The organism is Leptospira bandrabouensis (genome assembly GCF_004770905.1).
GTDB lineage: Bacteria > Spirochaetota > Leptospiria > Leptospirales > Leptospiraceae > Leptospira_A > Leptospira_A bandrabouensis.
In genome coordinates this window covers 113,848-140,615 of the sequence record NZ_RQHT01000010.1, presented here as the reverse complement: position 1 = coordinate 140,615, position 26,768 = coordinate 113,848, and the positions used below count along the sequence as shown (strand labels likewise).

At 37.1% G+C, this 26,768-nt stretch carries 31 protein-coding genes; 14 read left to right on the top strand and 17 right to left on the bottom strand.

The window, feature by feature from the left end; all coding sequences use genetic code 11:
* Nucleotides 1–22: 22 nt before the first annotated feature.
* Nucleotides 23–373: a hypothetical protein gene (locus EHR07_RS02790; protein ID WP_135743675.1), complete on the bottom strand. Its 351-nt coding sequence runs from the start codon at nucleotides 371–373 to the stop codon at nucleotides 23–25.
* Nucleotides 374–441: 68 nt separating this feature from the next.
* Here EHR07_RS02790 and EHR07_RS02785 point away from each other — a divergent pair, with 68 nt between their 5' ends.
* From EHR07_RS02785 to EHR07_RS02775, 3 genes are all read left to right on the top strand, one after another.
* Nucleotides 442–1,845: an aspartate ammonia-lyase gene (locus tag EHR07_RS02785; protein ID WP_135743674.1), complete on the top strand. Its 1,404-nt coding sequence runs from the start codon at nucleotides 442–444 to the stop codon at nucleotides 1,843–1,845.
* Nucleotides 1,846–1,910: 65 nt separating this feature from the next.
* A complete protein-coding gene (locus EHR07_RS02780; protein WP_135743673.1) occupies nucleotides 1,911–2,294 on the top strand; it encodes a response regulator in 384 nt (127 codons plus the stop codon).
* Nucleotides 2,295–2,346: 52 nt separating this feature from the next.
* Nucleotides 2,347–2,982: a lytic transglycosylase domain-containing protein gene (locus EHR07_RS02775; RefSeq protein ID WP_135743672.1), complete on the top strand. Its 636-nt coding sequence runs from the start codon at nucleotides 2,347–2,349 to the stop codon at nucleotides 2,980–2,982.
* A 16-nt stretch (nucleotides 2,983–2,998) separates the two neighbouring features.
* On the opposite strand, the gene EHR07_RS02770 is transcribed toward EHR07_RS02775, so the two are convergent.
* On the bottom strand, nucleotides 2,999–4,330 hold the full coding sequence (locus tag EHR07_RS02770) for a hypothetical protein (protein ID WP_135743671.1): 1,332 nt from the start codon (nucleotides 4,328–4,330) through the stop codon (nucleotides 2,999–3,001).
* A gap of 101 nt (nucleotides 4,331–4,431) precedes the next feature.
* Between EHR07_RS02770 and EHR07_RS02765 the strand changes: the two genes are divergently transcribed.
* Both EHR07_RS02765 and EHR07_RS02760 read left to right on the top strand, forming a co-directional pair.
* Entirely contained in the window at nucleotides 4,432–6,450 is a 2,019-nt protein-coding gene (locus tag EHR07_RS02765) for a protein meaA (RefSeq protein WP_135743670.1), read from the top strand.
* Between the two features lie 103 nt (nucleotides 6,451–6,553).
* Nucleotides 6,554–7,543, top strand: coding sequence for a P-loop NTPase family protein (locus EHR07_RS02760; RefSeq protein ID WP_135743669.1), 990 nt, complete (start codon nucleotides 6,554–6,556; stop codon nucleotides 7,541–7,543).
* Here the strand turns inward: EHR07_RS02760 and EHR07_RS02755 are convergent.
* From EHR07_RS02755 to EHR07_RS02725, 7 genes are all read right to left on the bottom strand, one after another.
* On the bottom strand, nucleotides 7,536–7,958 hold the full coding sequence (locus EHR07_RS02755) for an acyl-CoA thioesterase (protein ID WP_135743668.1): 423 nt from the start codon (nucleotides 7,956–7,958) through the stop codon (nucleotides 7,536–7,538). The genes EHR07_RS02760 and EHR07_RS02755 overlap by 8 nt on opposite strands.
* Entirely contained in the window at nucleotides 7,958–9,598 is a 1,641-nt protein-coding gene (locus tag EHR07_RS02750) for a glycerol-3-phosphate dehydrogenase/oxidase (RefSeq protein WP_135743667.1), read from the bottom strand. The genes EHR07_RS02755 and EHR07_RS02750 overlap by 1 nt, the downstream gene beginning before the upstream one ends.
* Nucleotides 9,599–9,602: 4 nt before the next feature.
* Entirely contained in the window at nucleotides 9,603–10,529 is a 927-nt protein-coding gene (locus EHR07_RS02745; RefSeq protein ID WP_135743666.1) for a diacylglycerol/lipid kinase family protein, read from the bottom strand.
* Nucleotides 10,529–11,167, bottom strand: coding sequence for a TetR/AcrR family transcriptional regulator (locus EHR07_RS02740; protein ID WP_135743665.1), 639 nt, complete (start codon nucleotides 11,165–11,167; stop codon nucleotides 10,529–10,531). Before EHR07_RS02740 ends, EHR07_RS02745 begins: the two co-directional genes overlap by 1 nt.
* Nucleotides 11,167–12,783: an FAD-binding oxidoreductase gene (locus tag EHR07_RS02735; RefSeq protein WP_135743664.1), complete on the bottom strand. Its 1,617-nt coding sequence runs from the start codon at nucleotides 12,781–12,783 to the stop codon at nucleotides 11,167–11,169. The genes EHR07_RS02740 and EHR07_RS02735 overlap by 1 nt, the downstream gene beginning before the upstream one ends.
* 88 nt (nucleotides 12,784–12,871) lie before the next feature.
* Complete coding sequence (locus tag EHR07_RS02730; protein ID WP_135743663.1) at nucleotides 12,872–13,324, bottom strand: VanZ family protein; 453 nt, start codon at nucleotides 13,322–13,324, stop codon at nucleotides 12,872–12,874.
* A gap of 41 nt (nucleotides 13,325–13,365) precedes the next feature.
* A complete protein-coding gene (locus EHR07_RS02725; protein WP_004788037.1) occupies nucleotides 13,366–13,671 on the bottom strand; it encodes an HU family DNA-binding protein in 306 nt (101 codons plus the stop codon).
* 177 nt (nucleotides 13,672–13,848) lie between these two features.
* On the opposite strand from EHR07_RS02725, the gene EHR07_RS02720 reads away from it, so the two are divergent.
* Both EHR07_RS02720 and EHR07_RS02715 read left to right on the top strand, forming a co-directional pair.
* Nucleotides 13,849–15,126: an STAS domain-containing protein gene (locus tag EHR07_RS02720; RefSeq protein WP_135743662.1), complete on the top strand. Its 1,278-nt coding sequence runs from the start codon at nucleotides 13,849–13,851 to the stop codon at nucleotides 15,124–15,126.
* Complete coding sequence (locus EHR07_RS02715; RefSeq protein ID WP_135743661.1) at nucleotides 15,127–15,675, top strand: hypothetical protein; 549 nt, start codon at nucleotides 15,127–15,129, stop codon at nucleotides 15,673–15,675.
* On the opposite strand, the gene EHR07_RS02710 is transcribed toward EHR07_RS02715, so the two are convergent.
* The gene (locus EHR07_RS02710; protein WP_135743660.1) at nucleotides 15,584–16,120 is read right to left on the bottom strand and encodes a hypothetical protein; all 537 of its coding nucleotides are present in this window, start codon (nucleotides 16,118–16,120) and stop codon (nucleotides 15,584–15,586) included. The genes EHR07_RS02715 and EHR07_RS02710 overlap by 92 nt on opposite strands.
* Nucleotides 16,121–16,198: 78 nt before the next feature.
* Here EHR07_RS02710 and EHR07_RS02705 point away from each other — a divergent pair, with 78 nt between their 5' ends.
* Complete coding sequence (locus tag EHR07_RS02705) at nucleotides 16,199–17,701, top strand: HDOD domain-containing protein (protein WP_135743659.1); 1,503 nt, start codon at nucleotides 16,199–16,201, stop codon at nucleotides 17,699–17,701.
* Nucleotides 17,702–17,709: 8 nt separating this feature from the next.
* Nucleotides 17,710–17,961: a hypothetical protein gene (locus EHR07_RS02700; protein WP_135743658.1), complete on the top strand. Its 252-nt coding sequence runs from the start codon at nucleotides 17,710–17,712 to the stop codon at nucleotides 17,959–17,961.
* Here the strand turns inward: EHR07_RS02700 and EHR07_RS02695 are convergent, their stop codons facing one another.
* The gene (locus tag EHR07_RS02695; RefSeq protein ID WP_135568343.1) at nucleotides 17,962–18,402 is read right to left on the bottom strand and encodes a Crp/Fnr family transcriptional regulator; all 441 of its coding nucleotides are present in this window, start codon (nucleotides 18,400–18,402) and stop codon (nucleotides 17,962–17,964) included.
* Between the two features lie 109 nt (nucleotides 18,403–18,511).
* On the opposite strand from EHR07_RS02695, the gene EHR07_RS02690 reads away from it, so the two are divergent.
* Nucleotides 18,512–19,594, top strand: coding sequence for an acyltransferase family protein (locus EHR07_RS02690; protein WP_135743657.1), 1,083 nt, complete (start codon nucleotides 18,512–18,514; stop codon nucleotides 19,592–19,594).
* On the opposite strand, the gene EHR07_RS02685 is transcribed toward EHR07_RS02690, so the two are convergent.
* Genes EHR07_RS02685 through EHR07_RS02670 form a run of 4 tightly spaced genes read right to left on the bottom strand, consistent with a single transcriptional unit; the run spans nucleotide 19,539 to nucleotide 22,422 of the window.
* On the bottom strand, nucleotides 19,539–20,141 hold the full coding sequence (locus EHR07_RS02685; protein ID WP_135743656.1) for an NADPH-dependent FMN reductase: 603 nt from the start codon (nucleotides 20,139–20,141) through the stop codon (nucleotides 19,539–19,541). The two genes, EHR07_RS02690 and EHR07_RS02685, sit on opposite strands and share 56 nt — an antisense overlap.
* A complete protein-coding gene (locus tag EHR07_RS02680) occupies nucleotides 20,138–20,794 on the bottom strand; it encodes a DUF1569 domain-containing protein (RefSeq protein ID WP_135743655.1) in 657 nt (218 codons plus the stop codon). The genes EHR07_RS02685 and EHR07_RS02680 overlap by 4 nt, the downstream gene beginning before the upstream one ends.
* A 7-nt stretch (nucleotides 20,795–20,801) precedes the next feature.
* The gene (locus tag EHR07_RS02675) at nucleotides 20,802–21,512 is read right to left on the bottom strand and encodes a ParB/RepB/Spo0J family partition protein (protein WP_135743654.1); all 711 of its coding nucleotides are present in this window, start codon (nucleotides 21,510–21,512) and stop codon (nucleotides 20,802–20,804) included.
* The gene (locus EHR07_RS02670; protein ID WP_135743653.1) at nucleotides 21,496–22,422 is read right to left on the bottom strand and encodes a ParA family protein; all 927 of its coding nucleotides are present in this window, start codon (nucleotides 22,420–22,422) and stop codon (nucleotides 21,496–21,498) included. The genes EHR07_RS02675 and EHR07_RS02670 overlap by 17 nt, the downstream gene beginning before the upstream one ends.
* 181 nt (nucleotides 22,423–22,603) lie before the next feature.
* On the opposite strand from EHR07_RS02670, the gene EHR07_RS02665 reads away from it, so the two are divergent.
* Genes EHR07_RS02665 through EHR07_RS02650 form a run of 4 tightly spaced genes read left to right on the top strand, consistent with a single transcriptional unit; the run spans nucleotide 22,604 to nucleotide 26,093 of the window.
* Nucleotides 22,604–23,638, top strand: coding sequence for a putative porin (locus EHR07_RS02665; RefSeq protein ID WP_238778667.1), 1,035 nt, complete (start codon nucleotides 22,604–22,606; stop codon nucleotides 23,636–23,638).
* A gap of 32 nt (nucleotides 23,639–23,670) precedes the next feature.
* Entirely contained in the window at nucleotides 23,671–24,345 is a 675-nt protein-coding gene (locus EHR07_RS02660; protein WP_135743651.1) for a M48 family metallopeptidase, read from the top strand.
* Nucleotides 24,346–24,825: a low molecular weight protein-tyrosine-phosphatase gene (locus tag EHR07_RS02655; RefSeq protein WP_135743650.1), complete on the top strand. Its 480-nt coding sequence runs from the start codon at nucleotides 24,346–24,348 to the stop codon at nucleotides 24,823–24,825.
* Nucleotides 24,822–26,093: an NAD(P)/FAD-dependent oxidoreductase gene (locus EHR07_RS02650; RefSeq protein ID WP_135743649.1), complete on the top strand. Its 1,272-nt coding sequence runs from the start codon at nucleotides 24,822–24,824 to the stop codon at nucleotides 26,091–26,093. The genes EHR07_RS02655 and EHR07_RS02650 overlap by 4 nt, the downstream gene beginning before the upstream one ends.
* Here EHR07_RS02650 and EHR07_RS02645 read toward each other — a convergent pair.
* Together EHR07_RS02645 and EHR07_RS02640 are read right to left on the bottom strand one after the other, a co-directional pair.
* Entirely contained in the window at nucleotides 26,079–26,333 is a 255-nt protein-coding gene (locus tag EHR07_RS02645; protein ID WP_135743648.1) for a hypothetical protein, read from the bottom strand. The two genes, EHR07_RS02650 and EHR07_RS02645, sit on opposite strands and share 15 nt — an antisense overlap.
* Entirely contained in the window at nucleotides 26,330–26,758 is a 429-nt protein-coding gene (locus EHR07_RS02640) for a hypothetical protein (protein WP_135743647.1), read from the bottom strand. The genes EHR07_RS02645 and EHR07_RS02640 overlap by 4 nt, the downstream gene beginning before the upstream one ends.
* Nucleotides 26,759–26,768 lie beyond the last annotated feature (10 nt).

The window sequence follows — 26,768 nt, the reverse complement described above, 5'->3', positions numbered from 1 at the left end:
ATAAGCCGTTCCTTTTAAAGAATCAATTCTTTTTCAGCACGTTTACAGCAATACTGCATTGTTTTGTGAAACCTAAATTTTCACGAATTTCTTCCAAGGAAAGTTTTTTCCGTTTGAGCTCACAAACTTTCAAAAAAAGTTCGGTATACTCTTTGTCTAATTTTTCTCCCTCTTCATCTTCTTCTGTCAAAACGAGCTTAGCAATATCGATACAAGACCTTTCTGAATCCGGCAATAACTGAAAAATAGTTTTTACAGTTTCTTCTTTCTGTTTACAAGATACATTCGCGGAATTTTTTTCTTTTCCAAACAAGGAAAACAAACAGAAAACAAATAGGAAAATTGATAAGAATGGGTTTTTCATCGGTAGCATGATAAATCTTCTTTCCATTTGGATTTGGTCGAGTATCTTTCGTCCTATCCAATAGAAAATCAATACCTATGACAAAACTAACACGCAGAGAACACGACCTTTTGGGAGAACGAGACCTTCCCGCAAATGTTTACTGGGGAATCCATACCCTAAGGGCTTTGGAAAATTATCCCATTACTGGGAAAACCATTGGGACCTACCCCGATTTAGTGAGAGCCCTTGCCTATATCAAAAAAGCTTCTGCCAAAGCCAATTGGCAACTAGGCCAACTTTCAGAGGAAAAAACAAAAATGATCTCTGATGCTTGTGATCGAATTTTGAAAGGAGAATTTCATTCCGAATTTGTCGTAGATGTCATCCAAGGGGGAGCAGGAACTTCCACCAATATGAATGCCAATGAGGTGATCACAAACATTGCACTAGAAATGTTTGGATTTCCCAAGGGAGACTACTCCCACTTACACCCGTTGAATGATGTAAACATGTCCCAAAGTACTAATGATGTTTATCCCACATCGATTAAAGTGGCCGCAGTATTTGCCATCAAAGGTTTACTCAATGCAATGGGCGAACTCCAATTGGCTTTTCGCAAAAAATCAGAAGAGTTTAAAGATATTTTAAAAATTGGCAGGACTCAATTACAAGATGCAGTCCCTATGACTCTTGGTCAAGAATTTTCAACGTATGATGTTATGTTAGGTGAGGATATTAGCCGATTAAAAGAAGCAACTTCCCTTATCGGTGAAATCAATTTGGGTGCCACTGCCATTGGAACAGGGATCAATACAGATATTCGTTATTCAAAAATTGTAACAGAAATTTTAGCAAATGATACGGGACTCAGTTTGGTGGCGGCTCCAAATTTAATCGAAGCCACTCAGGACACAGGAGCTTTTGTTCAGTTGTCCGGAATACTCAAACGTATTGCGACAAAGTTATCAAAAATATGTAATGATTTACGGCTTCTTTCCAGTGGACCCCAAGGTGGATTTAATGAAATCAACTTACCTGCCAAAGCGGCTGGTTCTTCCATTATGCCAGGCAAAGTAAATCCTGTGATTCCCGAAGTGGTCAACCAAATTGCTTATGAAGTGATTGGAAATGACATCACCATCACGATGGCCGCAGAAGCAGGTCAACTCCAGTTAAATGCTTTTGAACCTATCATTGCCCATAGTCTTTTTAAAAGTATTGAACATTTAACTGCTGGTTGTAAAACATTAGAAATCAATTGTATTAGTGGGATCACTGCCAACCGTGAGTTGTTAGAATCGAGGGCTAAAACTTCTGCGGGTCTTGCAACCGCACTCAATCCTTACATCGGATATGAAAATGCAACCCTTGTCGCAAAGAAGGCACTTTCCGAGAACCGCTCCGTCGAATCGATTGTTTTGGAACTCGGATTATTGGAAGAAAAAAAATTAAAAGAAATCCTGAGACCTGAGATTCTCACATCACCGCATACACTTTAAAGGATGTTTATTTCTTGCTTTCTTTTTATTTTTTATCAAAATTCGCTCGGATCTCTCTGTAATTTATGAAACATTTAAATATGGTTTACCTAGTGGAAGATGATGTGATTACCACATTTCTTATCAAAACTTTGATGAAAAAGTTTTCCTTTGCCGATGAAATCGAGGGATTCCAAAATGGGGAGGATGCTCTGAATGCACTCCTCGCAAGTTCCAATGATCCAGATATGTTATTTTTAGATTTGAATATGCCTGTGATGGATGGTTGGGAATTCTTAAAAGCAATTAGCAAACATCCAAAATACGCAAAACTGCCCATCTATATTTTGACCTCCTCTATCGACCCCACAGACAAAGCTCGTTCCACTGAATTCCCAAATGTCAAAGGGTATCTTGTCAAACCACTCTCCCTCAAAGATTTGCAGTCCATTAACCCAGAAGTCGGCTAATGAGACATATTTTTTTTCTTTAGTTTTTACAAACTCTGTCGATCCTTAGGATGTGAGACTTTCTGATATTCCTTCTGTATCATCTGTGTTAAACCGAATGGAATCCCTTTCCAAACTGTCAGAAAATCCCAAATCCCTTGTCTCCTTTCCCGATGTCCTAGAAAGAGAATGGAACCGTTCCCATCCGGAAATCCAACTAAAAGGATTGAATCCCAAGGAAAAAGCCGATGGAATTTCTCTCCCCTTCCCCGAAGAAGTTGGATTCAAATCCAATACCTCTCTCCAGCCGGATACGAAAACCAAACCAAATGATATCTTAGGAACCATTGAATCCATTGCCAAATCCCAAGGAATGGACCCTAACTTAGTCAAGGCGATGGTGAAAGCCGAATCAGGATTCAAACCCAATGCGGTGTCTCCGAAAGGCGCAATGGGTCTTATGCAACTCATGCCAGAAACCGCTGAATCACTGGGAGTGAATGATCCATTTGATCCTGAAGACAATATAGGCGGTGGAGTGAAATTTTTAAAAGGTCTTATGAAGGAATTCAAAGATCCAGAAAAAGCAATTGCCGCTTATAATGCGGGCCCTGGGGCTGTGAAACGTTACAAAGGGATTCCTCCTTACGAAGAAACTCAAAAGTACGTAAACAAAGTGAAACGATATTATAAAGACTTTAGTTCCTAAAAGTTTTTAATAATTCTCAATAGAAAGTTAAATATCCAAATTTTTTCTGTAATCCCGCAGTATAAAGATCAAACGGACGTTTGGCGGGAATCGAAAACCAGGCATCGTCCACTTTTTTCGCAATAAAATTCAAATTCTTTTCATTTTTTATTTTTTCTGATGTAGCCCTTTGGATGAGAACATCATCTTCACTGATGGGAACAATGGAAAAAGTTCTTTGATTCCTTCGAAAGAGTCCCGATTTCTGAACCAATTGTATGTCTTGGTTCCAAATTCCTTCTACATATAAGAAAGATTTATCAGAAACAGTTTCCTCACGCATGTATTTGGTTTTGGTACCTGTCTGGAAATAGAAAGCAAAAGAGAATTCTTTCGGTAAATAAATAGGATCCGATTTTAAAATAAGAGCCTGTCCAAAAGCTTTGGTTAGATTTTTAGATTGGAGTTCCCAAGGTTCTTTGTCAGAAGCACTTAGATTTTTGAATATAAAATAAATGGAAACTGCAATGGAGACTACGATTACAATCGATGCCGTGACTGTATTTAATTCTTTTTCTGTTTTTAATAATACGTGTCCAATTCCAAGAACTACAAGTGGCAAAAGGATCAGAAGTGCAGATGTGTACCAAGTTTTGAATAAAAAACTAATGGAGTTTGGTCCAAAAAAATCTGCATACGAAAAGTAAATGAGAGAGAGAAGAAAAAATCCTAAATATCCAAGTAAAAATAAAAACGGCACATTTTTCTTTTTATAAAACACTGATGTTTTTTGGGCTGCCTTTCTCGAACCACGAATCCCAGTCAGAATCACAAAAAAGGTAAACCCCAAATAAAACATAATGAAACTAGAAAAGAAAGCAAGGATAGTAAAGGTGGGAAAAACAAGAAGATCCGTCATCTTTTCCAATCGGAATGTTAAAAAAACTAATAATAAAAATACAAGGCAAAGGGTTTCTGTAAAATAAGAAGTGGGAAATCCATAAGAAAAAGGTAAAAAAGCAGCCAGATAAACCAAAAGATAATGGTTACGTTTCCACTCTTCAGACCGAAGCAGTAGCATAAACAAATGGAGAAACAAACTATAAAAAAGACCAGCTAACACAAGAAAGGATGGAATATAATTCATTCCAAAGAGTTTTTTCCATGCGACCACAAACCAAATGGCAAGAGGTTCCCGGGAGGAAACCAGTCCCCCCTCTTCCACAGCTGCCTTAATATTGGCCAAAAACTCCCATTCCGTTTCTGAAGTAGGAAAAGGTCTAAAATAGGAGAACAAAGCAAAGGCAAAACTTAAGAATAAGATGCTAAAAAAGAAAGGAAGTGGTGAAAAAGGTTTTGGGTCTCGCATCTTGGAAAAGGCTCAATTTGCCTAGTCCTGTATAAATTTTTAGGTGAAAATATTCCAGAAGATTTTCAATTATACATAGAATTTATAAAACGAGGCAAAGAATGTCCGCCGAAAAAAAAGAATACCTTCTCGTGGACGAGAATGGACAGGGAAAACCTGACAAACCGTGGATTTTTAGGACTTATGCAGGTCATACCAATGCAAAAGCCTCCAATGAGTTGTACAGAAAGAACCTTTCTAAAGGCCAAACAGGTCTTTCCATTGCATTTGATCTCCCTACCCAATGTGGATATAGTTCCGATCACGAGGTATCACGTCCCGAAATCGGTAAGGTCGGTGTTCCTATCAATTCACTTGAAGATTTTCGCATTTTGTTCGACCAAATCCCGATCGAAGAAATGAACACATCTATGACCATCAATGGAACTTCCATGTGGTTACTTTCGCTATATGTGGCCCTTGCCGAAGAACGTGGAGTTCCTCTCGAAAAATTAAACGGAACCACACAAAATGATCTAATCAAAGAATATTTAGCTCGTGGAACCTATATTTATCCGCCGAAAGAATCCATGAAAATCATCGTGGATATGTATGAATATTGTTTACACAATATCCCTAAGTGGAACCCATCTAACATCTGTTCTTATCACTTACAAGAAGCTGGTGCGACCCCTGTACAAGAACTTTCATTTGCACTTGCCACAGCCATTGCCGTGTTAGATGCCATCAAAGAAAGAAATTGTTTTACCGCAGACGAATTCGAACAATGTGTGGGTCGAATTTCTTTCTTTGTCAACGCCGGGATTCGTTTTGTGGAAGAGATGTGCAAAATGCGCGCCTTCACCGAAATGTGGGAAGAAATTACCAAAGAACGTTACGGCGTAAAAACCGCCAAATACAGAGTGTTTCGATATGGAGTGCAAGTCAACTCACTAGGACTTACAGAAGAACAACCAGAAAACAATGCATGGAGAATTCTCATTGAATCCTTAGGTGTGACACTTTCAAGAAATGCAAGATGTCGTGCCCTCCAACTTCCTGCTTGGAATGAAGCATTATCCTTACCAAGACCTTGGGACCAACAATGGTCACTTCGATTACAACAAGTTCTTGCTTATGAAACAGACCTTCTAGAATATCCAGACATCTTTGAAGGATCGAAAGTGATTGAATCCAAAGTGAAGGCTCTTAAAGAAGAAGCAAAACTGGAAATCCAAAAAATCATCGATATGGGTGGTGCCCTTGTTGCCATTGAAAATGGTTATATGAAGTCTCAACTTGTAAAATCACAAACAGAAAGGCTTTCTAAAATCAATTCCAATGAACTTGTGATTGTTGGTAAAAACAAATGGACCGATGGAATCAAATCTCCACTGATGACAGACTCCGATGGTGGAATTTTTAAAGTAGATCCAAAATCCGCAGAACAAACGTTAAACGTTCTAGCAGAAGCAAAGTCTCGTAGGAATGCCGATCTTGCCAAAAAATCCATTGAAGACTTAAAAAAAGCAGCAAAAGAAGGAAAAAATCTGATGCCTTTCTCCATCGCTTGTGCCAAAGCACTCGTCACCACAGGGGAATGGGCTGATGCACTGAGGGAAGTTTACGGAGAATACAACCCACCTACCGGTGTGGATGGACAAAAACTCTTTTTGTCGGATGATAAAGTTTCTACGGTTCGTTCCAAAGTGGAAGCCTTTACTAAGGCCAATGGACATAGGCCAAAAATTGTCGTGGGGAAACCAGGACTTGATGGTCATTCCAATGGTGCAGAGATGATTGCAGTCTCAGCAAAACATAGTGGTTTTGATGTGATTTATTCAGGGATTCGCCTCTCTCCTGAAGAAATCGTACAATCTGCTGTGGAAGAAAATGCCAATGTGATTGGGCTTTCCATCCTTTCTGGATCTCACAAAGAAATCGTAAAACAGTTGTTTGATGAACTAGCGCATTACAAGGCAAAAATCCCTGTTGTGATTGGTGGAATCATTCCTGAATCCGATTTTGATGAACTCAAAAAAATGGGAATTCGAGAAATCTTTACTCCAAAAGACTATGATCTAATGTCGATTATGGAAAAAATCATCGACATCGTTTCTGTAGAACCTGCTTTCGCTTAAAAACGAAAAGCAGTTTTTACATTTAACCTTCCATTGTGGATTATAATAGATCTGCAATGGAAGTTCCACTACTCTGACTTATGTTTTATAATGGCTACCACACTTGATTGATACCAAAGAATCATTATCCCAACTGGTTTCAGAGGCACTCCCCGGTGAAAAATATCCGATTGCAAAAATCATTTCAAAAATTGAAACAGAAAACAATTTAGAATTTCGCGAGTCCTTATTCCAAGAACTAATCCTTCAGAACCCAGACACTAAAGAAGGACTTACCATCGGTATCACAGGAACACCAGGTGCCGGCAAATCCTCGTTACTTGGTGAGGTTTGTAAACTTTTTTTAGACCTTGCCCCTGATAAAAAAATGGCTATTGTTGCCATTGATCCTTCTTCCAATGTGAGTGGAGGTTCCATCCTCGGTGATAGAACTAGAGTCACGCTTCCAAGGAGAGACAATCGTATTTATTTCAGATCCCAACCTTCTCAATTGGAATTAGGAGGACTCAATCCATATACTTATCATGTCATTCGTTTCTTAAGAAAAGTTTTTGATTATGTATTTATAGAAACAGTAGGAATTGGCCAAAACGAAATTTCTGTTTCTCTCATTTCCGATTTATCCTTTCTTGTAATGCAACCTCTTGGTGGAGACCAAGTACAATTTATGAAATCGGGAATTATGGAAGTGCCGGAAGCTTTTATCATCAACAAATGTGATGAAGAGTCTTTGGCAAATTCCAGTTATTATATGTTAGAATCCACTTTGGAATTCATCAAAGACATATTGCCCGACCAGTCCCTTCCTCCAATTTTTAAAACATCGGTTACCAAACGAAAAGGAATCGAAGAACTATTGTTATACATTTTAAAATACCAAAACCGAAAGGACAAAAATTTAGAAACCCTCACCCAACTCACACAATGGATTCGCAATGAATATGGCAGGTGGGGAATATCGATTTGGGAAAAGTTAGAATCTTCGCAGTGGAACCAAGCTGTAAAAAGAAATCCATTAGGTGGGATTCATAAACTGAAGTATGAAGAAGAAGAACGGAAATTTGTTTCTCTGATCCAAACAAAAATCAAATAAGGACTTTTAGAAAAACTTCCGGGATAGGGCATGGTTTTCTCTCCGCATAATCAAAGAAAACGATAGCAGTTTTGGCACGGGCAATTTCTTTTCCGCCATTTTTGTGAGTAATCACGTAAACCATTTCCAATGATTTTTTCGAAACATTGTCCACAAAAAGTTGCATCACCAATTCATCCGGAAAAAAGGCTTCTGATTTATAAACGATGGCAACATCAGAAACCACAATCCCCTTCCCTTCCACATTGATTTCTGTCCATCCATGGGAATGGAAAAAACGTGCCCGACATTCGTGGGTTAAGGTTAAAATGGCATCATGTGCAAGATGCCCGGCAAAATTGATATCTGAGATACGGACACTTAAGTCCGTAGAATAAATTTGTTTTTCAGGAATATCGATAGTGATCCGGGCCATTAATCAACAAACCATTTGTATCTTTCATCAACTAACTTTGATTCTTCTTTCAATCGGTCGGCATTCCAACCAAGAATTTTTGCAATCTTTTTATCAAGCCTTGTTCTTTCTGTGGGATCAAGGAGCCCGACAGTACCTACACCAGACCTTCTAAAATAAAAATCCGTTAGATGAAAAATATCTTCATGAGTCACCATGTATTCTACTTCTTCTTCATAATATATTTCACCGTTAGGGATCCGATAAAAATCTTTTCCTTCGATTGATAAAATTTTCCAGGTGACACTTCCATACCGTCTTGCCAATGTTTCTATCTTTGCACCAGAAACTTTCGGGAATTTTAACTGCAATTCATTTACAAGTTCTTTGAGACTTTGGTATCTTCCTCCAAGCAAAGGAGTGAATTTTGTGGCACAAGGAGATTCTTGTCCTTTTGTGTACTGATCAATTGCAGTTACTAAATTCTCGGCAACAGCGCGACTTGTTGTATACTTCCCACCTAACGCTGAGAAAAAACCCGGGAATCCTTCCTTTTCATAATGAAAGATCTCTGATTTTCTAGAAGCAGAGTAAGTTCCTTCCGTACTTCCTGGATCTTCAACCAGAGGCCGGAGACCGCCATAAAAATAATCCACATCTTTTAGACTGAGTTTTGCAAATCCAAAACTATAATTTACCTCATCCAATAAATCCACAAGTTCAGACTGTTTGACTTTAAATGCATCTGGATCATCTTCATAAGCAGTATCAGTGGTTCCAACAATGGTTTTCCCACGCCAAGGAATGACGAATAGATGAGAGCCGTCTCTTTTGGAAAGCACAGCACATTCATTCCCACAAATATTGCGAACGACGGCATGAATCCCTTTAGAACGAACGAGTTTTTTCTCAGCAGTGACTCCTGTCATAGATTCGATCACATCCGCCCAAGGACCTGCTGAATTCACAACTATCTTAGTAGAAACTAACACCTTTTTCCCTGTTAGTGTATCGGTAAGACCAACTGTGTATCCACCGCTATTTTGTTTTTTTAAAGTAGTAACCGCAAGGTAATTAAAGGCATGTGCTCCCTTTTCTTTGGCGGATAAAATAAATTCCGTTGTGTGTTTTTCAGGATTGGGATTGGCATAATCATAATATTGAAAACTACCTTTCAGGGACTTTCTATCTAATCCCAATACTTTATAGATGGTCTCTCCGACTGAATTCCATCTGTATCTAGGAAGTTGAACATCGGCATCAATCTCTCGATTTCGATCAAAAGAAAGGGCATTGTACAACTCCATTCCAAAAAACAAAAGAATTCTTTGAAATAAAGAACGAATGGGAATGATAAATCCCATTGGCCTTACTGCATGAGGAGAAATTTTAGCAAGATACCTTCTTTCTGAAAGTGATTCACGCACAAGTCCAAATTCAAGATTTTTTAAATATCTTAGTCCACCATGAATGAGTTTAGAAGTAGCTTGGCTTGTTCCAGAAGCATAATCATTTTTTTCTACAAGTAAACAATTGTAACCGCGAAGTGTGGCATCCCAGAGAACATTTGCACCCGTAATCCCACCACCAATAATGATGATGTCGTATTCGGCTTTTAAATGACCTAGTCTCGAACTTTCTTTTTTTGTAATTTGATTCATAGGATTAACATTTGATTGGAAGGGCGTTCGGTATCACTTTGAAATGAGCAGGAAGTTGTCCCATATTCTCACCATCTACATCAATAAAAACATTTTCGTCTGACTCTGCAGTCAGTTCAGTGATTTGTTTGGAAATGACTTTGGAATCTTCCGATAACTTTCCTCGATATAAATTACCGAACTTACGAAGAGTTTCGGCTACTGTCACATCTTGGATCGCAAGTAAATCCATTTTACCATCATCGAGTTTTGCTTTTGGCGCAAACCACATTCCACCACCCGCATACTCTCCATTAGCGCAAACAATCAATCTACATTTGTTTGTAATTTTTTCAAATTTGGAAATTGTAAGAGTTATCTTTTTGTTTGTATAAGTGAATAAACCAAGAATCGAATATAATAAAAATACTCCCTTCCCTCCAAGAATATGAGCCAATTTTGACCGATTGACTTTATAAACAACTTCACCACCCATCCCAAAATCAGCCAAATTCAAACACAAATAATTGCCTTTCGTTTTATCTGCTTTCGTATAGGTAACAGCTATCAAATCAATCACTCGTTCTTTTCCATTTAGAATTTGTTCTAAAGCTTTGATTGGGTTTTTTGGGACTTTCACTGTTTTTATAAAATCGTTTCCCCGCCCCGCAGGGATAGGGCTAAAAATAACGTTTTTGTTAATTAATTTTCCATTTTCAAAAAGTCCATTAATCACGTTTGAAAAGGTTCCATCTCCACCGATACCTACTATCCAATGGAACCCTTGTTTGATGGCATCTTTTGCAATATCACGTGCCGCTCGTTCCTTGGTAGTAGCTTCAAACTCATAAGGAATCCCTTTTTTAATTAATTCGGGTTCTACTTTTTTCCAAACTTTTGCAGAGAGACCTCCGCCAGATACAGGATTGATAATCACTTTCATCTTTCTCATTAAGTCTCTCCTTTATTCCCAGAAAATAATCCATAGAATAATACATGTTCAATCGTTTCTAAATAGGCCTTTTCACTTTTGATTTCGTTTTGGAAATGCCCATCTAAAATCACCTCTACCGCTCCACGAATCATCCCCCATGCAACGGCTACATTCGGATAAGTTCCTTTCGAATTGATTAGGTTTTCTTGTTTGGCTTGTTTATAGATTTTTTCTAAAAGAGTTAAACGATTGGTTCTTTCGTCAGTCAGGAGTTGACTTATATCTTCCGATACGTTGTTAATATTTAAATTAACGCCACATTGTCTGGCAACAAGATACATATGACGATCGCCCAAACAATGATCGATATAGGCCCTAATCGCTTTTCTAGACATTTCAATCGCTGTCTGTGCCTCAAATGCTTTTTCCAAACGTTTGCGCAAACGAACATAGTCTTCATATTGAATGCGCGCCATCAAATCATCTTTACTTTTAAAATGGAGATAGATCGTTCCTCTACCAATCTCCAATTGTTTAGCAATGTCATCCATCTTTACTAAAGACGGATGTTTAGTTCTAAAGAGTTCAATGGCACAGTTGAGGATGTCTGATTCTCTCTGCGCAAACTCGCGTTTTTTCCTTTCAGAAACACCCATTATTTAAGTCCTAATAGTCCACCTGGGTTCATGATTCCTTTCGGATCAAAAGTTTTTTTAAGTGATGATAAAACGCGAAGTCCTTCTTTACCCACTTCTCCTTCCATCCAAGGAGATAACATCCTTCCAATTCCATGATGGTGTGACAACGATCCTCCATTTTTATGGATGCTATCTATAATTCCTTTGTGAAACTTTACAAAGCTGGACTCTTCATTTTTTTTATCGATAGGACTTAAAAATATAAAATACAAATTGGCTCCATTTTCATAGGCATGTGAAATATGAACCATACAAGATGTATTCTCATGGCTTTTAATATATGCCCTAGTTTTTTCCCATAACCCATGAAGATTTGACCAACTAACGGCTGTCTCTAAGGTGTCTATTCGAATGCCTTCGTCCATCAAATAATCTCTAAGATACGCACTAGAATACCTTTGGTGTAACCATTTATTAACCGGAGACTCGCCCGTCGAAAACCCACCATTCTGTTTCGCAATTTTTTTGATCTTTTTTAAAACTTCTTTTGCATAAGTTGGATCACCATCAATGATGATATGCATTAACGATCTTTCCATTGGTTTGTAACCGATGAACCTAAGAAAATAATCTTCTTTACCACCATGAAGGCCACTCATATGAAAGGAAATGTCCGTTTCTTCTGGGTCTTGGATTCGAAAGAAATGCGGTTTTCCAAATCCGGCCTGCATCACATCTCTCATGGTTTCCACAGCTTTTTCAAAGTTTTTAAAGATGAAGGAACCTTTGGCAGAGTTTTCAGGATGGAATTTACGAATTTTTAAAGTAGCTTTAGTGATAACTCCAAAACTTCCTTCTGTTCCTAAAAACAAACGGAATAAATCAGGTCCAATGGATGCGGCAGGATATGATTTTGATTCAAATTTTCCTGCAGGAGTAATCGCTGTTAGACTAAGGAGAATATCCTCAATTTTCCCATAACCCGTGGAAGCTTGTCCTGCCCCTTTGGCGGCAATCCAACCGCCAACAGTTGAGAATTCGAATGATTGTGGGAAATGACCGCAAGTATATCCACGTTCGTTCAAATGTTTTTCTAAAACAGGTCCATAAACTCCCGCCTCAACAGTGACAGTGGAATCAATAGCATTAAATTCAATGATACGGTTTAAGCGAGATAAATCTAAAGAGATCCCACCTTTCGGAGCTTGCAAAGCTTTTGTAACTGTAGATCCTGCCCCAAATGGAATCACAGGAATTTTATTTGTATTAGCAAGTGCGATGATTTCGACAACTTCCTGTTCCGACTTTGGTGACACAACTACATCCACTACGTCGGATACTTCACCAAACCTTGCTTTATAAATTTCTGTATAAAATTTCCCAATGGAATGCCTGGCACGAGAAACATCGTCTAACGCTACGTAGTCTTTTCCGACAATTTGTTTTAACTTTGTGATAACAGCTTGTGAGAGTTTAGATTTTTTTAATGGATTTAAAGGAAGTTCTCCTTTGGGGAAGGACGCTTTGAACTCTTTATCAACGGGGAACTGCGATTCTAAAAATTTTAAAGTATGCTCTGGTAATTTTTCTTCTACTTCGGGAGATCCCCATTTATAAATCGTACGAGTTTGCATATTGGTAACCAAAAATCCTTATTTGTTCCAGAATTTGAACCAAGTTCAATATTTGACAATTAAAATAAACAAACCTCCCAAAAAATCTTTAACCACGAAGTTCTTTGATGTATTCGGCTCTCACTTGATCCACAAAAGCATGGGTTAAGGTGGTTCCGAATAATTCGGATAAGGTTTCTACTAGAACATCATCCAAATCAAACCCTGTTAAAATCCATTCGATTAATTCAAAAGTAATGTCCAAAGCAGGAGTTGGACATTGTTCAGACTTACCTTTAGCAATGTTTAATAACAAAACTGTGATCTGAGAAAACTTTTTCTCATCAATTAAATGACGTATCTCAGTGGGATAAGAGACCATTAACTTCTGTTTTATGGCATTTGGCGTAAACACAACCTGATCTTCAGTAAGACCTAATGCCTTTAACAAATGTTCTTTTAGATTTTTTTCTGAATGATGGCTTTCTTGCCAAACGAGAAGGATTTTCTCACCGACGAGAGAATCTTCGAAAGGTAAAAAAGGATAAGGTTTTTTATCCATAAAATGCCCAGGCGGTCATCCTCCTGGGTTCACAAACTAAATTATTTTTTAGGAGGCACAACAGCGTCTTTACAAGTCTTAGATAGCGTGAATTTAACAACAGTTTTAGCAGGGATTACAATCGCTTCCCCAGTGGCAGGGTTTCTACCTTTACGTTTTGGACGATTGCGTTTTACAAGTTTTCCTAATCCAGGAATCACAAATGCTCCGTTTTTCTTAGTTTCCTTGTAAGCGAGTTCAACGAAGGAGTCTAGGAACGCTGCTACATTCTTTTTGGTCATACCAGTTGTTTCAGCAAGTTCACTGAGCATTTCGGACTTCTTCATTGGGGTAGGAGTTGTTGCCATACTTTGATTTTCCTCTAAACCATTTAACGGTTACACATTATTTACAAAACTACATGATTTGGTACAAGACTAAATTTATTTTGGATACAATTTTTCTTCAAATTTCCTAAGAAATTCGAAGTTTTTTTAAAAAAACCTTTATTTCCCTAAGGAAAATGGGAATTTCTTCCAAAACTCATGCCTTCCACCAAGTATAAAAAGGTCGTAGTGGTCTTCAAACGTACCAAATACGAATTAGATTTGGAAACATACGGCTCCATTCAGGCCTACAAGGAAGTCGCACGCCAAAATCCAGAAGTCTTTGAAAGAACTTTGGAATCACACGAAAGACAATTAGAGTCTCGTAATTTTCTAAAATCCCAAGTTTTTCCCGATGCCGACTTTGTGTTTCGGGAAAACTTTGATCCAGAAAATGGAACCAAATATGATCTGATTGTGGCTCATGGTGGTGATAACCATTTTACTTATGTTGCCCATTTAGCAGGAAATACACCTTTAATTGGATGTAATTCAGATCCCCAATCTTCCGTGGGAGCTTTACTTGGTTTTAACGCCGAAGAACTAAAGATAGCTGTCAAAACGAACTTCAAACAAACACAAATAGAGTCCTGGTCACTTTTAGATACGGAAATACTATATCCGAATGGAACAAAACTAAAAACCGTACCTGCCATTTGTGAACTTTCCATCCGAAACAACAGCCCAGATCTTACTTCCCGGTTTTGGATTTCCTACCAGGGACAAAAAGAAGAACAAAAATGTTCAGGATTACTTGTTTATACGGGGGCAGGGTCAACAGGTTGGATAAGCTCTTGTTTTCCAAAAAAATTCTCACCATTTTCCAAACATGAGCCTTTTTTCCATGTTTATTCCCGAGAAATACGAGTGAAGTCCCGAGAAACAGAGTTTTCCTTGGCAGATTTTAGGGCTTTAGATCAAGTGGAAGTTATTTCTGAAATGAACGGTGGACTCGCAGTTGATTCTCTGACAGAGAGACATTATCCGTTTCCACCCTATACCAAGGCGACAATCCGGTTATCGCCTGAGAAATTATCTGTAATTGTTCCGCTAAAGAGAGGGGAATCCATGCAAGACTTACCATACGAAATAGAACAGAAACGTATCAATGGAACCGTCATCGTCCAAATTAAAGGTCGTATGGAATCAGGTCCACTTGACCGCATCACACAAACGATCCTAGATGAAATGGTCGGAGCCGATAGAAAACATCTTATTTTAGATTTTTCTGAACTTAGATACATTTCCAGTTTAGGAATTCGTATGATATTGGATGTAAAAATGAATTTGCAAAAAAGGAATAAAGAAATGGCACTCGTTGGTGTAACAAGTTCCATCTTACAAGTGTTTCATCTTCTTGGGCTTTCAAACGCATTCCAATTTTATCCAGATCGCGAAGAAGCACTAAAATCTTTTGAGGAGCCATCTAAGCCATAGATGTCTCCACGAGTATCCGTTTGGATCACGAATGCTATTTTTTTATCATTTATTGTTGTTTCCCTATTCTATTCGTTAGTTTATTTCGAAAATCAAAACTTAATAATTGAAACTGCAAACTTAAATGAGGAAAGAAATAGAAGTTTTGCCATAGTTCAAGAACTCTCTCGTGTCAAAAACCAATTTCCAATTGCTTACCAATGCCATTACAGTTTTGGACTTAGTAATGGTTCTCTCCATGAAATTACAGAAAGGATTCCCTACTCGATTTACAAAAAACTAAGGTTAGGTGATACAATCCAGGTTTATAAAAAGGAAATTAGAACTTTTGGAAAACTAACAGCTATTTCTCGGATAAAGGGGAATGAAGAACCACTTCCCCTTTTGGAAAACTTAGAAAGGTACTTTCGATATGGGTTTATCTATTTACTCGTATTAGTTGGTGTAACTTTAGTAATTAGGGCTTTGGGATTACTATCTCAAACTTATCCTTCGCAGCAAAAACTAAATGAGATTGACGAGATTGTTGTAAATAAGTCTCAGGATTAACATCAAAACTTACAAAACACATATATTTATCGTGTTTTACTACATACATAAACTCTGAATAATTTAGGTGCGTGTTCTGAGTCATAAAACCGCGAAGCCATTTACTTTCTCTGTATACCCTTTCGTATTGAATATTGGTAGCATCGATTTTTTTGATCGCTTCAGCTGATTCTTTGGAATAATCCCTGCTCATAATCTCTTTTTTTAAAGTCTTGATTAAGTTATATTCCAATTTTGCTTTATTAGGTGGCAAATTTTCAGGGCGGGTTTTATAATAGTATTCAAATAACTCTTTATCTTGTCCCTCTTTTGCATCGTGATTTTCTTGGTTCACGTCTGTGGGGGTAGCTTGCGGTTTAGTGTCCTGTGCAGAGATAGAGACAACTGCTACAAATAACACAAGGGTAATCGAAAGGGATTTTTTTAAGAGTTCCATAGTCTTCATTATCGGATTCCTGACTCAAATTTCAAAATAAAATTTTCGGTTTTCAAAAAGAGAAACAAGGTTCAAAACAGGTTTATCATGTCGATTCCTCCGCTCATTACCTTCCAAGAGGACTTTCTTTCCGGAAAGCTGATTTCCAAGGAATATGTCCACTTTTCGGAAATCGACTGTCCAGAACTAGATGTTTGGATTGGGAGAGTGGTTCGTAGTATCTCTTTAGAATTCCTACATGAAATCCTTTTTACCATTCTCAGTGAACTACTAGTAAACGGATGTAAGGCTAATGGGAAACGTGTTTTTTTTAAGGAACAAGGTTTGAATCTCTGGGATGATAAAGACTACGCCAGAGGAATTCCCATGTATAAGGATGAATTTGGTCATAACCGCAAAAGAGTCTTTTTGGCACTCGATCATTCCAATTACAAGATAACATTAAGCACCATTTGTAAAGAAGACTATATCGAATTCCGAGTTAGAAATAATGCAAAAATCCTTCCAGAAGAAAAAAACAGAATATTAAAAAGGGTTGAAGCTTCCAAAAAATACAAAAACATTAATGACGCCTATCGTGAGTCAGTTGACAATGAAGAGAGCTCTGGACTTGGGATTGTACTCATCCACATTTTACTCAGAAATTCAGGGATATCGAATCAATTCTTTCAATTGATGACAACCGATGATTTTACGGAAGTCATCATTAGGATTCCGAAACAACTCATACCAAAAGAAAATCAAACTAATATAAAAAATTTGTTATTACGTGAAGTAAATAGCCTTCCTCCGCTACCTCCGCAAATTCAAAAGCTGATTCTGATTGCAAAGAAAAAGGATGTCGATTGGCACGAAATAGCGGCTCAAGTAGAAAAGGATCCAGCCATCACTGCGGAAATTCTAAAAATTGCAAATTCTCCTTTATTTGGAGCACATACACCGATTATTTCCGTGTTGGAAGGTGTCAAAAGGATTGGTCTAAAAAATCTTGAATCCATATTTTTAACATTAGGTGCGAAAAAAATACTTAACTCTCGTTACGCGAAACAGGTGTTAGTATGGACACATTCTTTCAAAACTTCTATGTATGCAAGGTTTCTAATAGAAGATCGTAAAAAACATTTGAAGTTATTAGAACCTGCTATCATTTCTGCCCTACTTCATGACTTAGGTAGAATGGTTCTTCTTTCCCTGGACTTAAGTCAGGTAAACCAAATTAGAGTTCTTAGAAGTGATGATAATAATGAAATTTCAGAATGGGTAGAAGAATACACTTTAGGAACCACACATTCAGAAATCGGTCATTTGATGGCAGAAAAGTGGAATTTCCCAGAAGAGATTTTAGATGTCATACGATACCATCACAAACCTTGGCAATGCAAAACTAGAAACAATATCCTATGTCAGATCATTTATCTGGCAGACATTCTTGCCAATATAGGTCGTGGTAAAGGAAATTATTTCACTGTCGAACCTGAGGTTTTGGAATATTTTGAAATTTCTTCAGAAAAGGAGTTTCGCGATATGCAAGATAGTTTTAAACTCAAATTTGAGGAACATAGAGAAGAGTATCAAAATCTCTTAGCGTAATTTTTATTATGAACTGGAAAGAATTATTAAACCTCGAAGACAATCAATTAGAAGATCCGAAACTTGCAGATGAATTTAATTTAGTGGGACATCCAGAATATCCTAGTATATCCACACTTCCACCAGAAGAAACATTAGAAATTCTAAAAGAATTCTTATTGGGAGAAGGTCAGGTAGTGAATATCAAAAACCTTTTAAGTTATGCTCCCATTTTAGAAATTACATTAATTAAAAAGAATTTACCAACAATCTACGGATAGTCATTCTACATCTTGAACATCACTAATAGCTATTTGATGTTCTTTTCCAACTTCATTACTAAATTCAATTTTCTTAGCTACTGATTTTTCCATACTACTGATGAGTAGTTCATTTGTGCGTGCTAAACGGTCTGCCATAATCGATACCATCTTTGCGGCAAACTTTGGATTTTTGACAAGAAAGTTTTCCAACTGTTGTTTACTCTCAATCACAGCAACTTCGCAATTTGTAATTGTCCTCGCCGTTGCACTTCTTGGATTTGAGCTAAACAAAGCCATTTCTCCAAAAAAATCTCCAGGTTTCATAAGTGCCAATCGCGTCTGGCTATTGTTCACCGTAAAAAAAATCTCAACGTTTCCTTGGAGGATGATGTACATCGCATTATTCAGTTCCCCTTCTTTGAAGATTCTCTGATTTGGCGGAATGTTGAGTTTGCTCATTGATTCGTGGCTCCTATATCTATTTTTGGCTATTTTGCCTAAAATCTGAATTCATTTTCCTTTGCACCAGGAAATCTGAAAAGAAAATGCCGTAAAGGAGATAGGATTTATGGAATGGGAATTACTAGGGATCATACTAACGGGACTGGCTGCTTTGTATCTTTGGGTCTTCCGTATCCCCTACTCCATCCCACACCCACTGGCTGCAAAACAAGGAAGAGAAACCAGATTTGATGTCCTGAGAGGTTTTGCGATGGTTGGAATCGTTCTTATCCATATCCATTCATACTTCCAATTTTTTCATCCAGCCGATCAATCTGTGATCAGAACTACCTTATTTTTTTCAAACCTTTCTAGGTTTTCTGTGCCGATGTTTATACTAACATCTGCTATATTTTTGAGAAAAAAAGAGGGCTACTGGAATTCAAAGCTAAAAAATCTCGTTTTACCTTATACTCTAGCGTCTGGCATCGGTTATTTAGTAAAATACAATCATTACAATATATTAGAATTTATCCAATTTTATTTTTTGGGAAAAGTATTCGCGCCCTTTTATTTTGTCCCACTATTGATTCAGTTTTATGTATTGTTTTATCTGTTTGACAAAATTCTCACATACAAATTGTTTTCGAGGTCATTGTTACTTATTTCTCTTTTATTAAATTTATCTTCTAATTTGGGTTTGTTAGATTCCATACTTCCGAAAGATTACCATTCGATTTCTATTTTAAATTATATTTTTTTCTTTGTATTTGGTATCTACATAGGCCTTTTTTATGAAAAAAAAGATCAAACAACAAAAAAAGGGGGGGTATCGCTTTTATTTGGAACCCTCACCCTATTATTTTTATTCTTTCTAATTCTGTTTAGTTTTGACCATGTTGTGGATTTTAAAAATCACCACTTGGTGTATCCTATATTTTTCTTTTTTGGAGTTTGGGAAATTTTACCTACATTCAACAGAAAGATATCCGAATGGATATCCTATATTGGAAACAATAGCTTATTTATATTTCTGCTCCACCCCTTTATCATTCATTTGATGCATAGTGTGGATCCATATAGTTTTGGTGGCCCAATTCTCGGTTATATTGTTACTTTGATCTTAAACGTAGGAATCCCAATTATCATTGCTTTTACAATCCAAAAGGGTAAGTCTTTATATCGATTACGCCACTCTGACGAACGGTAGCAAAAGCTTTTGCATATTCAACTAAAACGTTTAAAGTATATATAAGTCTGGATCTTATGTATTCATCATCCTTATTCTCAGGATTTTCAGCGTTTAAGACAGACTCTACATGCCGAACAATCACGTGATCAGGCAAATAAACAATCCGAGTGTTTTTATAACTAGACATTCTTAATTCGGCGTTAGGATAACTACCGCCCATCCCACTGGATACAGTAATAATCAGTCCTGGTTTGTGTGAAATATCACTACCACTAAGGTAAAGAAAAAAGTTTTTCAGAGCAGGACTAGCCATTCCGGCATATTCTGGAGATAAAAAAACATAGGCATCGGCACTCCCGAGTCCAACACTGTATTCTAACCAAAACTTCTTTATTTCTGAATCTTTTTCCCACATAGATGGTTCCCATAATGGAAGAGGATTTCCACCTAAATCAAAAAGTGTAACTTCGATACCTTTTGATTTTAATATTTCTGCAAGGAATTTACCTACTTTCAATGATTGAGAGTTCTTTCTGTGGCTACCGGCTATTAAACAAATTTTCATCTTAATCCACCACCACTTCCCTGATTTTTATTTCCTTTGTTATGAGGTTTCTTTTTGTTTTTCCATTTGCGACTATTATGGCCACTCGGCTTAGTATCTCTGTCGTCTTTTTTCTTTTGCTGATGGTGGTGTTGATGTTGTTTTTTATCTGCAAAAGCCTTTTCTTTCTTTTGTTCTCTATCTTTGGCAAACCTAAGTTTCTCATCACCATATAATTGGATGTAACCAAATAAAAAGGCAGCAAGAATTCCATGAATTCGTTCCCATTGTTTTTTATCTAGTTCACCAAATACCGGATGATCAGCAAAAGGCCCTGAATGTAATTTAAAAGCAGTTAAAGAAGTTTTTAATCTTAATAATGCAGATTCTGCATCGCCCAAATCTTTTAAAGGGAATCCTGGGATTTGGTTTGCTTTGGTATAACTACCTTTAGAAAGAAGTTTTGCAAACTTATATTTCCCTAATATTTTATTGATGGTATTTCTTTTGGTTGTGGAACCAATTCTTTGAATCGATAATTCGATAGACTCTGCCAAAAAATCATAAACTTGGCTTAATGTGATGTCTGCCTTTTGTTTTTTTTCACAAACAACAATAATTGATAACTCTCTTTCAATATCGTCTATCGTTTTTAATTTTAAAGTTGATTTCATTTTTCCCCTATTCGTTGATTCCGTACTTCTTTTTGAGTAAACCGAGCTCTTTTAAAAAGTTATCTCGCACTCTTCCATTTAGTTTACTCAAATTGATACTAATACGGCCCGAACCAGATCCTGGTCGGGGTGAAATGGTTTCACCCCCTCTGTTTTCTTTACGTTTTAGCAATTCTTCGAGATTCTTTACTGATAGCGGTTTACCACTGATCATCAATTCCATTACAGATTTTTGATCGAGCCTTGCTATACTACTAAGCTGTTTCACATATCTTCCGCTGTAACCCAACAGTTCTGAAACTTCTTCTGCCGTTTTTCTTTTTTCCTTACGAAGATACTGGATCGCTTTACCCACTTCCCATGGATTTAAGTTTTTCCTCTTTTCATTCTCTGCAAGTGACATCTCGTAACAAACGTCCTCATTTGCATCCGTGACGATTGCAGGAATTTCTTTCCATCCCAATTTGATTGCAGCTCGGTACCGGCGTTCCCCGGCAACAATCAAATACTTACCTTTATCTTTCCTGACAAGAATTGGTTCTATTAATCCCAACCTTTCCATTGAAGGTACTAAATCTGCCGTGTCTTCACGACCAATTAAACGTGGCTGTGTAGGGTTCGGGAAAATCTGGTTTAATTCTAAATGCGAAGGGTTCTTTTTCTTCTCAGAATACGCAGAGATTAAATCTAAAGCTTGGAACTCAGTTTTTTTGGACATCTATTTTACTTTTAACCTCTGCCGCAAGTTCTCTAAAATTTTTCATAGTTGCTAAGTCAACTTTAGCAAGGAAAGACATTTTTGCCTGGGCCTGAGGAATGGCCTCTCGTCTTTGGATCACTGTTTCAAAAACAGGAAAATATCTTTTTACTCCTTCAGCTAGACCAGCAAGTGCCTTTTGACCTTCATACTGATTTAAAACAGCACCCAAAAGTTTCAACCTTTGGTTAGCTTTCCTTTGAATCTTCAGGAACGTTTCATAAAGATCCCGAATACCCTGCAAACTAAAAGCCCTAGTTTGAATCGGCACAAGTATGTAATCTGCGCAAATCAAAGCATTCTCTAAAATTAAGCCAAGGGAGGGGGGACAATCTATAATTATATATTCATAGCGAGACCGCAGAGGAAGGATCGCCTCGTTTAACAATTCGAAATCATCCCTTTCGTAAGGAGTGGTTAAATTTGCAAGTTCAAGGGTAGAGGGAAGTAAATCAAAATTTTCGCCAATTGTTTTGATAGCCGGTTCAATGTTCTTCGCCTTCTTACCTCGGTATCCTAAATAATCCATTACAGATGGTACTTCATCTTTCAAAAAAAGCTGAGTGGCATTTGCTTGAGGGTCCCAATCAATCAATAATACCTTGTGGTTTTCTGCGAGAGCTTCGGCTAAATACAAACTAATCGTTGTTTTCCCTTCCCCTCCCTTTTGGTTCGATACTGCAATTACATGACTATCAAAACCATCTCTTTCGATAGGTTCGAAATATTTTAACAAAATCGACTGTTTAAATTCTTTGGATTTCCAACCAGGTATTTTTAGGTCCACCGCTTTTTCAGTAAACTCTTTGGTACCCAAACCAACGAATTTGGCAGCTTCCTCTTCAGTCAATAAAGGATCAGTTTTTCCCATAACCTACTAGATGGTGAGTGAACCTGTCTAGACTGTCAATTTAATTATGTCTCTTAGGGGTGAAATGATTTCACCCCTAAGAGAGAATTTATTGGACATCCATAAAACAGAAACCAAAACAACCACCCTCCTTCCGAATAAATTTAGGAATTTACAACTTAGGGGTAAAATAGAACCTAAGTTGGTGCCGAAAATACTTAAATTTACTTTATTATTTTTACTCTTAAACATAAACCCCATTTCTGCAGAAATCATCTGGGGACCAACACTTGAAAAATCTGGCGGCGAATATATATTCGAAACGGGAAACAAATACCCAAACTTATCAGGGATTCGCGGAGGTTCACGAATCTCATTTCCAAGATCATTTACGTTATTTGGCATCCAAGGAATCGTAACCAAGGATCGCTTCGAAATTAGTGGAGCGCTAAAAACCACAGGATGGTATCAAAAATCAGGACAAGCACGTGATGAAGACTTTTTTCTCGGTTCCATCTCTACTGAAAACACTACCAATATAGCAACACGTGAATGGAGTTATAGAGACTCTGCGACGGTATATGCAGGTAGTCGAAATTTTGCAGACGGAAAAGGCAAATCAACAGTCTCCGAAAATAGAGCCGAATTCTTTGGCAGATATTACTTTCAAAGTGCAAATCCAAATTACTGGGCAGACGGGTCAGGTTTCTTTCTATCAGCCGGAGCCAGGTATTCTTATTTTAAATATTATTTTTATGATGTGAATCAATTCATAGAATCTAGTCCTGTTTTTTATGGGCCGATAGGGCTTGGATTGAGTTTCTCAAATGATCTCTGGGAATTTTTTGGTGGCGGTGGATACCGCCATTCTGAGGGAGATTTCTATCTCGATATAAGTTTTATGCCATCATTTGGAAGAATCAAAACAAGGGATTTTCATGTACAAAGATCCATCAATTTTTTCTCAGAAAATTATGGTTTAGGTTGGACATCAAAGGCTGAGGTTGGTTACAAGATAAGTTCAATTTGGCTGAGTTATTTAAGGGTCAATCATCGAAGGTTTTTTTCAGAGGGAAGATTCACTTCGCAAGGTGGTCTTACAACAGAAGATATTGCATCCAATTTAGTTAGTGGATTTAAATCTCACATTAATATAAAAGATTATTCAATCGAAATAGGTGTTCTAAACAAATTAGATTGGGACCAAAAACTAATTAATAATGAAAAAGTGGAATAAAAAAACTGACTACTAAATTTTCTAATCACATAATGATCGATTTAACGATAGAAAGAAAAATCACCAAAGGAAGAAATATTTCACTGGTAATTTATCAGAATGGCAGAGTGGTACTAAAACATCCCGCCAGAATTCAAAAAAAGCAGCTAGAGGATTTTTTATCAGAAAAGAGGGATTGGATAGAATCCAAATTAGAACAACTACCAAAAGATATTCCGCAAAAATTAAAGTTCGAAGAGGGGGAAAAAACTATTATCTTCGGAAGTTCCACAAAGATATCCATAATACCGGGAAAAAAATATGTATATTTTGATGGCATCATCAATATCCCTAATGCTAAAACCGCAGAATCTCGCATTCGTAAGGGAAAACAAGCATTGAAGGATTTGCTTTTACAGAAAGTTTTGCCACTAGTCGAAAAAATCTCACTCACTTTAAATACAAAAGTAACAAAAATTTCGATAAAACCCATGCGTTCTCTTTGGGGAAGTTGTAACTCAAAAAATCAGATCTCCATCAACCTTAGTCTAGTTCATTGTCCAGACTATATTATCGAATACATAATTCTTCACGAAATAGCACATACAATCGAACACAACCATTCCTCAAAATTTTGGAAGATTGTAGAGTCACAAAACCCGAATTACAAAATAGCAGAGAAATGGCTTAAAGATCTTGGCAAAAAATATATATATTACCTTAATTAAATGAAAGAAAAAATAAAAGTTCTCTTTATCTGTTTAGGCAACATTTGCCGTTCCCCTGCTGCTGAAGGTGCGTTCAAAAACCTGGTAAAACAAAGGAAGTTAGATCACTTATTTGAAATTGATTCTTGCGGAACCTCCGGTTATCATGATGGAGAATTAGCAGATCCAAGAACAAGAAAAGTGGCAGAGACTCGCGGAATTCGTTTAACACATCTATCTAGAAAATTAACTAAATCAGATTTAATCCATTTTGATTACTTATTAGTTATGGATGAAAACAACTTCCATGAAGTACGTAGTCTAACTAATGAGAGTAAAATTCAGGATAAAATACTTCTATTTGGGAAGTTTAGAAGTGATGCAGGTGCTCCAATTGTGCCTGATCCTTACTACAAGAACGAAACTGCATTTGAAAAGGTTCAAGATCTTGTAGAAGATTGTTCTTTAGGATTTTTAAATTTTTTAGGAGAAATAGAATGACCCAAATAAAGAAAAAAATCTTAATCATTGGGGCTGGGTTTGGTGGCTTACAAGTAATCAAAACATTAGCTAATAATCAATTATTCGAAATCACTGTTGTTGATAAAAAAAATCATCATCTCTTTCAGCCGCTTTTATACCAAGTAGCAACCGCAGTACTTTCACCCGCTGACATCGCCATTCCATCTAGGTCTATCACAACTAAGTATAAAAATGTAAAAATACTTTTAGGTGATGTCACTGAAATCGATTTCAAAAATCGAATCGTCAAATTCCAGAATAATTCCGAAACTTACGACTATCTCATACTAGCAACAGGAGCAAGAACAAGTTATTTTGGAAACAATAGTTGGAAAGAAAAAACCTTAGGCCTGAAAAATCTAAAAGATGCTTTGGCAATTAGAAGAAGAATTTTACTTTCTTTCGAACAAGCAGAATTAATAGGAGATTACGAAAAAGCAAAAAGTTTTATGCACTACGTAATCATCGGAGGGGGACCAACTGGGGTTGAACTTGCAGGTTCCATTGCCGAACTATCGCATAATATCATCCGCAAAGACTTCAGAAATATAGATTCTGGTATGACAAAAGTAACTTTGATTGAAGCAGGGCCTAGGTTACTTGCTGCTTTTACCGAAAAGTCTAGTGCTTTCACAAAGAAAAAACTAGAAAGTAGGGGAGTAGAAGTGCTTACAAGCTCCCCAGTACTCGACATTACAGAAACTGGCGTTGTTCTCAAAGATAGAACCATTGAATCAAAAACAGTGATTTGGGCTGCAGGAGTAGAAGGTTCCGAGTTAGCAAAAAACTTACCACTTAACAAAGATAAGGCGAATAGAATTATCGTAGATGAATATTGTAGAACGACTGAATATCCAGAAGTATTCGTAATTGGTGATGCGGCAAATTATGGTAAAGGACTAACAAGGCCACTACCAGGAATTTCTCCAGTTGCCATGCAACAAGGAAGATACGTTGCAAAAATCATCGAATCATTAGAAAAAAAGAAATCCATTTCTCCTTTTCATTACTTTGATAAAGGAAATATGGCTACCATTGGAAGGACGGATGCAGTAGCCGAATTTGGAAAAATTAAATTAAAAGGAATTTTTGGCTGGCTTGGTTGGCTTTTTGTCCACCTTGTTTATCAAGTTGGATTTAAAAATAAAGTCAGTACACTCCTTAGTTGGGTTTGGAGTTACCTAACATTCCGAGCAGGGTCTAGACTTATCCAAGAAGAAATGGATGAACTATCAGTTAGACCTTAAATTGTAACGGTTCTTCTCCGATTCGGAAATACATTTTTTATATGCCAATTCAGCATTGCCAATCCAAACTGCTGAGTTTGTCTCTGTGTTTCCATCGGTTGTATGTCTTTGAAGAATCGGTAACATAAACACATAACTTCTATTCCTAGTTTTATCACATTCTTCTCTAAATTGATCTTCGCGAGAGAGTTGTGCACAAGACAAGAAGGTTAAAAATAAAAGAAATAATAGTCGGATCATTTCGATTCGCTAAATAAAATTTTTAGTTCGGTAAGTTCAGAACTTTGCTCTTTGGACAGAAGACTCTGGTTGGATTCAAGAAATTTTAGATCTTCTTCTGCTTTTAACATTTGGGATTGTTTGTATTCCGGTTTATGACTTACTTTTAAAACGATTTCCCCTTTATATCCAGTATCACCATTCGCTTCCAAAATGATAGACCTAACACGTTTTAAATAAATCGGAATTAGCTTCTCTACAGGGGTATCCTTAGCATATTCAGTTAGCCCAAAAGTTAATAAGGAGATTTTTTTTCGATGGATCGTAGTTGCATCCGCTTTTGTCTCACAATCAGGTAAACTAAGACAAACAGGTTTGGAATCGGACCCAGCCAAAAGCGGGAATCCAAAAACTAAGAATAGAGCAAGCAAAAGAAAACGATTCATGAACAAATTT

Excerpts from the sequence above, each read along its gene's own strand:
- EHR07_RS02710 (WP_135743660.1), bottom strand. The coding sequence starts at position 16,120 with ATGAAGACTATGGAACTCTTAAAAAAATCCCTTTCGATTACCCTTGTG.
- EHR07_RS02765 (WP_135743670.1), top strand. The coding sequence starts at position 4,432 with ATGTCCGCCGAAAAAAAAGAATACCTTCTCGTGGACGAGAATGGACAG.
- EHR07_RS02680 (WP_135743655.1), bottom strand. The coding sequence starts at position 20,794 with ATGAAATCAACTTTAAAATTAAAAACGATAGACGATATTGAAAGAGAG.
- EHR07_RS02700 (WP_135743658.1), top strand. The coding sequence starts at position 17,710 with ATGAACTGGAAAGAATTATTAAACCTCGAAGACAATCAATTAGAAGAT.
- EHR07_RS02705 (WP_135743659.1), top strand. The coding sequence starts at position 16,199 with ATGTCGATTCCTCCGCTCATTACCTTCCAAGAGGACTTTCTTTCCGGA.
- EHR07_RS02790 (WP_135743675.1), bottom strand. The coding sequence starts at position 373 with ATGCTACCGATGAAAAACCCATTCTTATCAATTTTCCTATTTGTTTTC.
- EHR07_RS02715 (WP_135743661.1), top strand. The coding sequence starts at position 15,127 with ATGTCTCCACGAGTATCCGTTTGGATCACGAATGCTATTTTTTTATCA.
- EHR07_RS02670 (WP_135743653.1), bottom strand. The coding sequence starts at position 22,422 with ATGGGAAAAACTGATCCTTTATTGACTGAAGAGGAAGCTGCCAAATTC.
- EHR07_RS02755 (WP_135743668.1), bottom strand. The coding sequence starts at position 7,958 with ATGGCCCGGATCACTATCGATATTCCTGAAAAACAAATTTATTCTACG.
- EHR07_RS02640 (WP_135743647.1), bottom strand. The coding sequence starts at position 26,758 with ATGAATCGTTTTCTTTTGCTTGCTCTATTCTTAGTTTTTGGATTCCCG.
- EHR07_RS02725 (WP_004788037.1), bottom strand. The coding sequence starts at position 13,671 with ATGGCAACAACTCCTACCCCAATGAAGAAGTCCGAAATGCTCAGTGAA.
- EHR07_RS02780 (WP_135743673.1), top strand. The coding sequence starts at position 1,911 with ATGAAACATTTAAATATGGTTTACCTAGTGGAAGATGATGTGATTACC.
- EHR07_RS02685 (WP_135743656.1), bottom strand. The coding sequence starts at position 20,141 with ATGAAAATTTGTTTAATAGCCGGTAGCCACAGAAAGAACTCTCAATCA.
- EHR07_RS02740 (WP_135743665.1), bottom strand. The coding sequence starts at position 11,167 with ATGGGTGTTTCTGAAAGGAAAAAACGCGAGTTTGCGCAGAGAGAATCA.
- EHR07_RS02735 (WP_135743664.1), bottom strand. The coding sequence starts at position 12,783 with ATGCAAACTCGTACGATTTATAAATGGGGATCTCCCGAAGTAGAAGAA.
- EHR07_RS02730 (WP_135743663.1), bottom strand. The coding sequence starts at position 13,324 with ATGGATAAAAAACCTTATCCTTTTTTACCTTTCGAAGATTCTCTCGTC.
- EHR07_RS02785 (WP_135743674.1), top strand. The coding sequence starts at position 442 with ATGACAAAACTAACACGCAGAGAACACGACCTTTTGGGAGAACGAGAC.
- EHR07_RS02750 (WP_135743667.1), bottom strand. The coding sequence starts at position 9,598 with ATGAATCAAATTACAAAAAAAGAAAGTTCGAGACTAGGTCATTTAAAA.
- EHR07_RS02655 (WP_135743650.1), top strand. The coding sequence starts at position 24,346 with ATGAAAGAAAAAATAAAAGTTCTCTTTATCTGTTTAGGCAACATTTGC.
- EHR07_RS02720 (WP_135743662.1), top strand. The coding sequence starts at position 13,849 with ATGCCTTCCACCAAGTATAAAAAGGTCGTAGTGGTCTTCAAACGTACC.
- EHR07_RS02770 (WP_135743671.1), bottom strand. The coding sequence starts at position 4,330 with ATGCGAGACCCAAAACCTTTTTCACCACTTCCTTTCTTTTTTAGCATC.
- EHR07_RS02695 (WP_135568343.1), bottom strand. The coding sequence starts at position 18,402 with ATGAGCAAACTCAACATTCCGCCAAATCAGAGAATCTTCAAAGAAGGG.
- EHR07_RS02675 (WP_135743654.1), bottom strand. The coding sequence starts at position 21,512 with ATGTCCAAAAAAACTGAGTTCCAAGCTTTAGATTTAATCTCTGCGTAT.
- EHR07_RS02650 (WP_135743649.1), top strand. The coding sequence starts at position 24,822 with ATGACCCAAATAAAGAAAAAAATCTTAATCATTGGGGCTGGGTTTGGT.
- EHR07_RS02645 (WP_135743648.1), bottom strand. The coding sequence starts at position 26,333 with ATGATCCGACTATTATTTCTTTTATTTTTAACCTTCTTGTCTTGTGCA.
- EHR07_RS02660 (WP_135743651.1), top strand. The coding sequence starts at position 23,671 with ATGATCGATTTAACGATAGAAAGAAAAATCACCAAAGGAAGAAATATT.
- EHR07_RS02745 (WP_135743666.1), bottom strand. The coding sequence starts at position 10,529 with ATGAGAAAGATGAAAGTGATTATCAATCCTGTATCTGGCGGAGGTCTC.
- EHR07_RS02690 (WP_135743657.1), top strand. The coding sequence starts at position 18,512 with ATGGAATGGGAATTACTAGGGATCATACTAACGGGACTGGCTGCTTTG.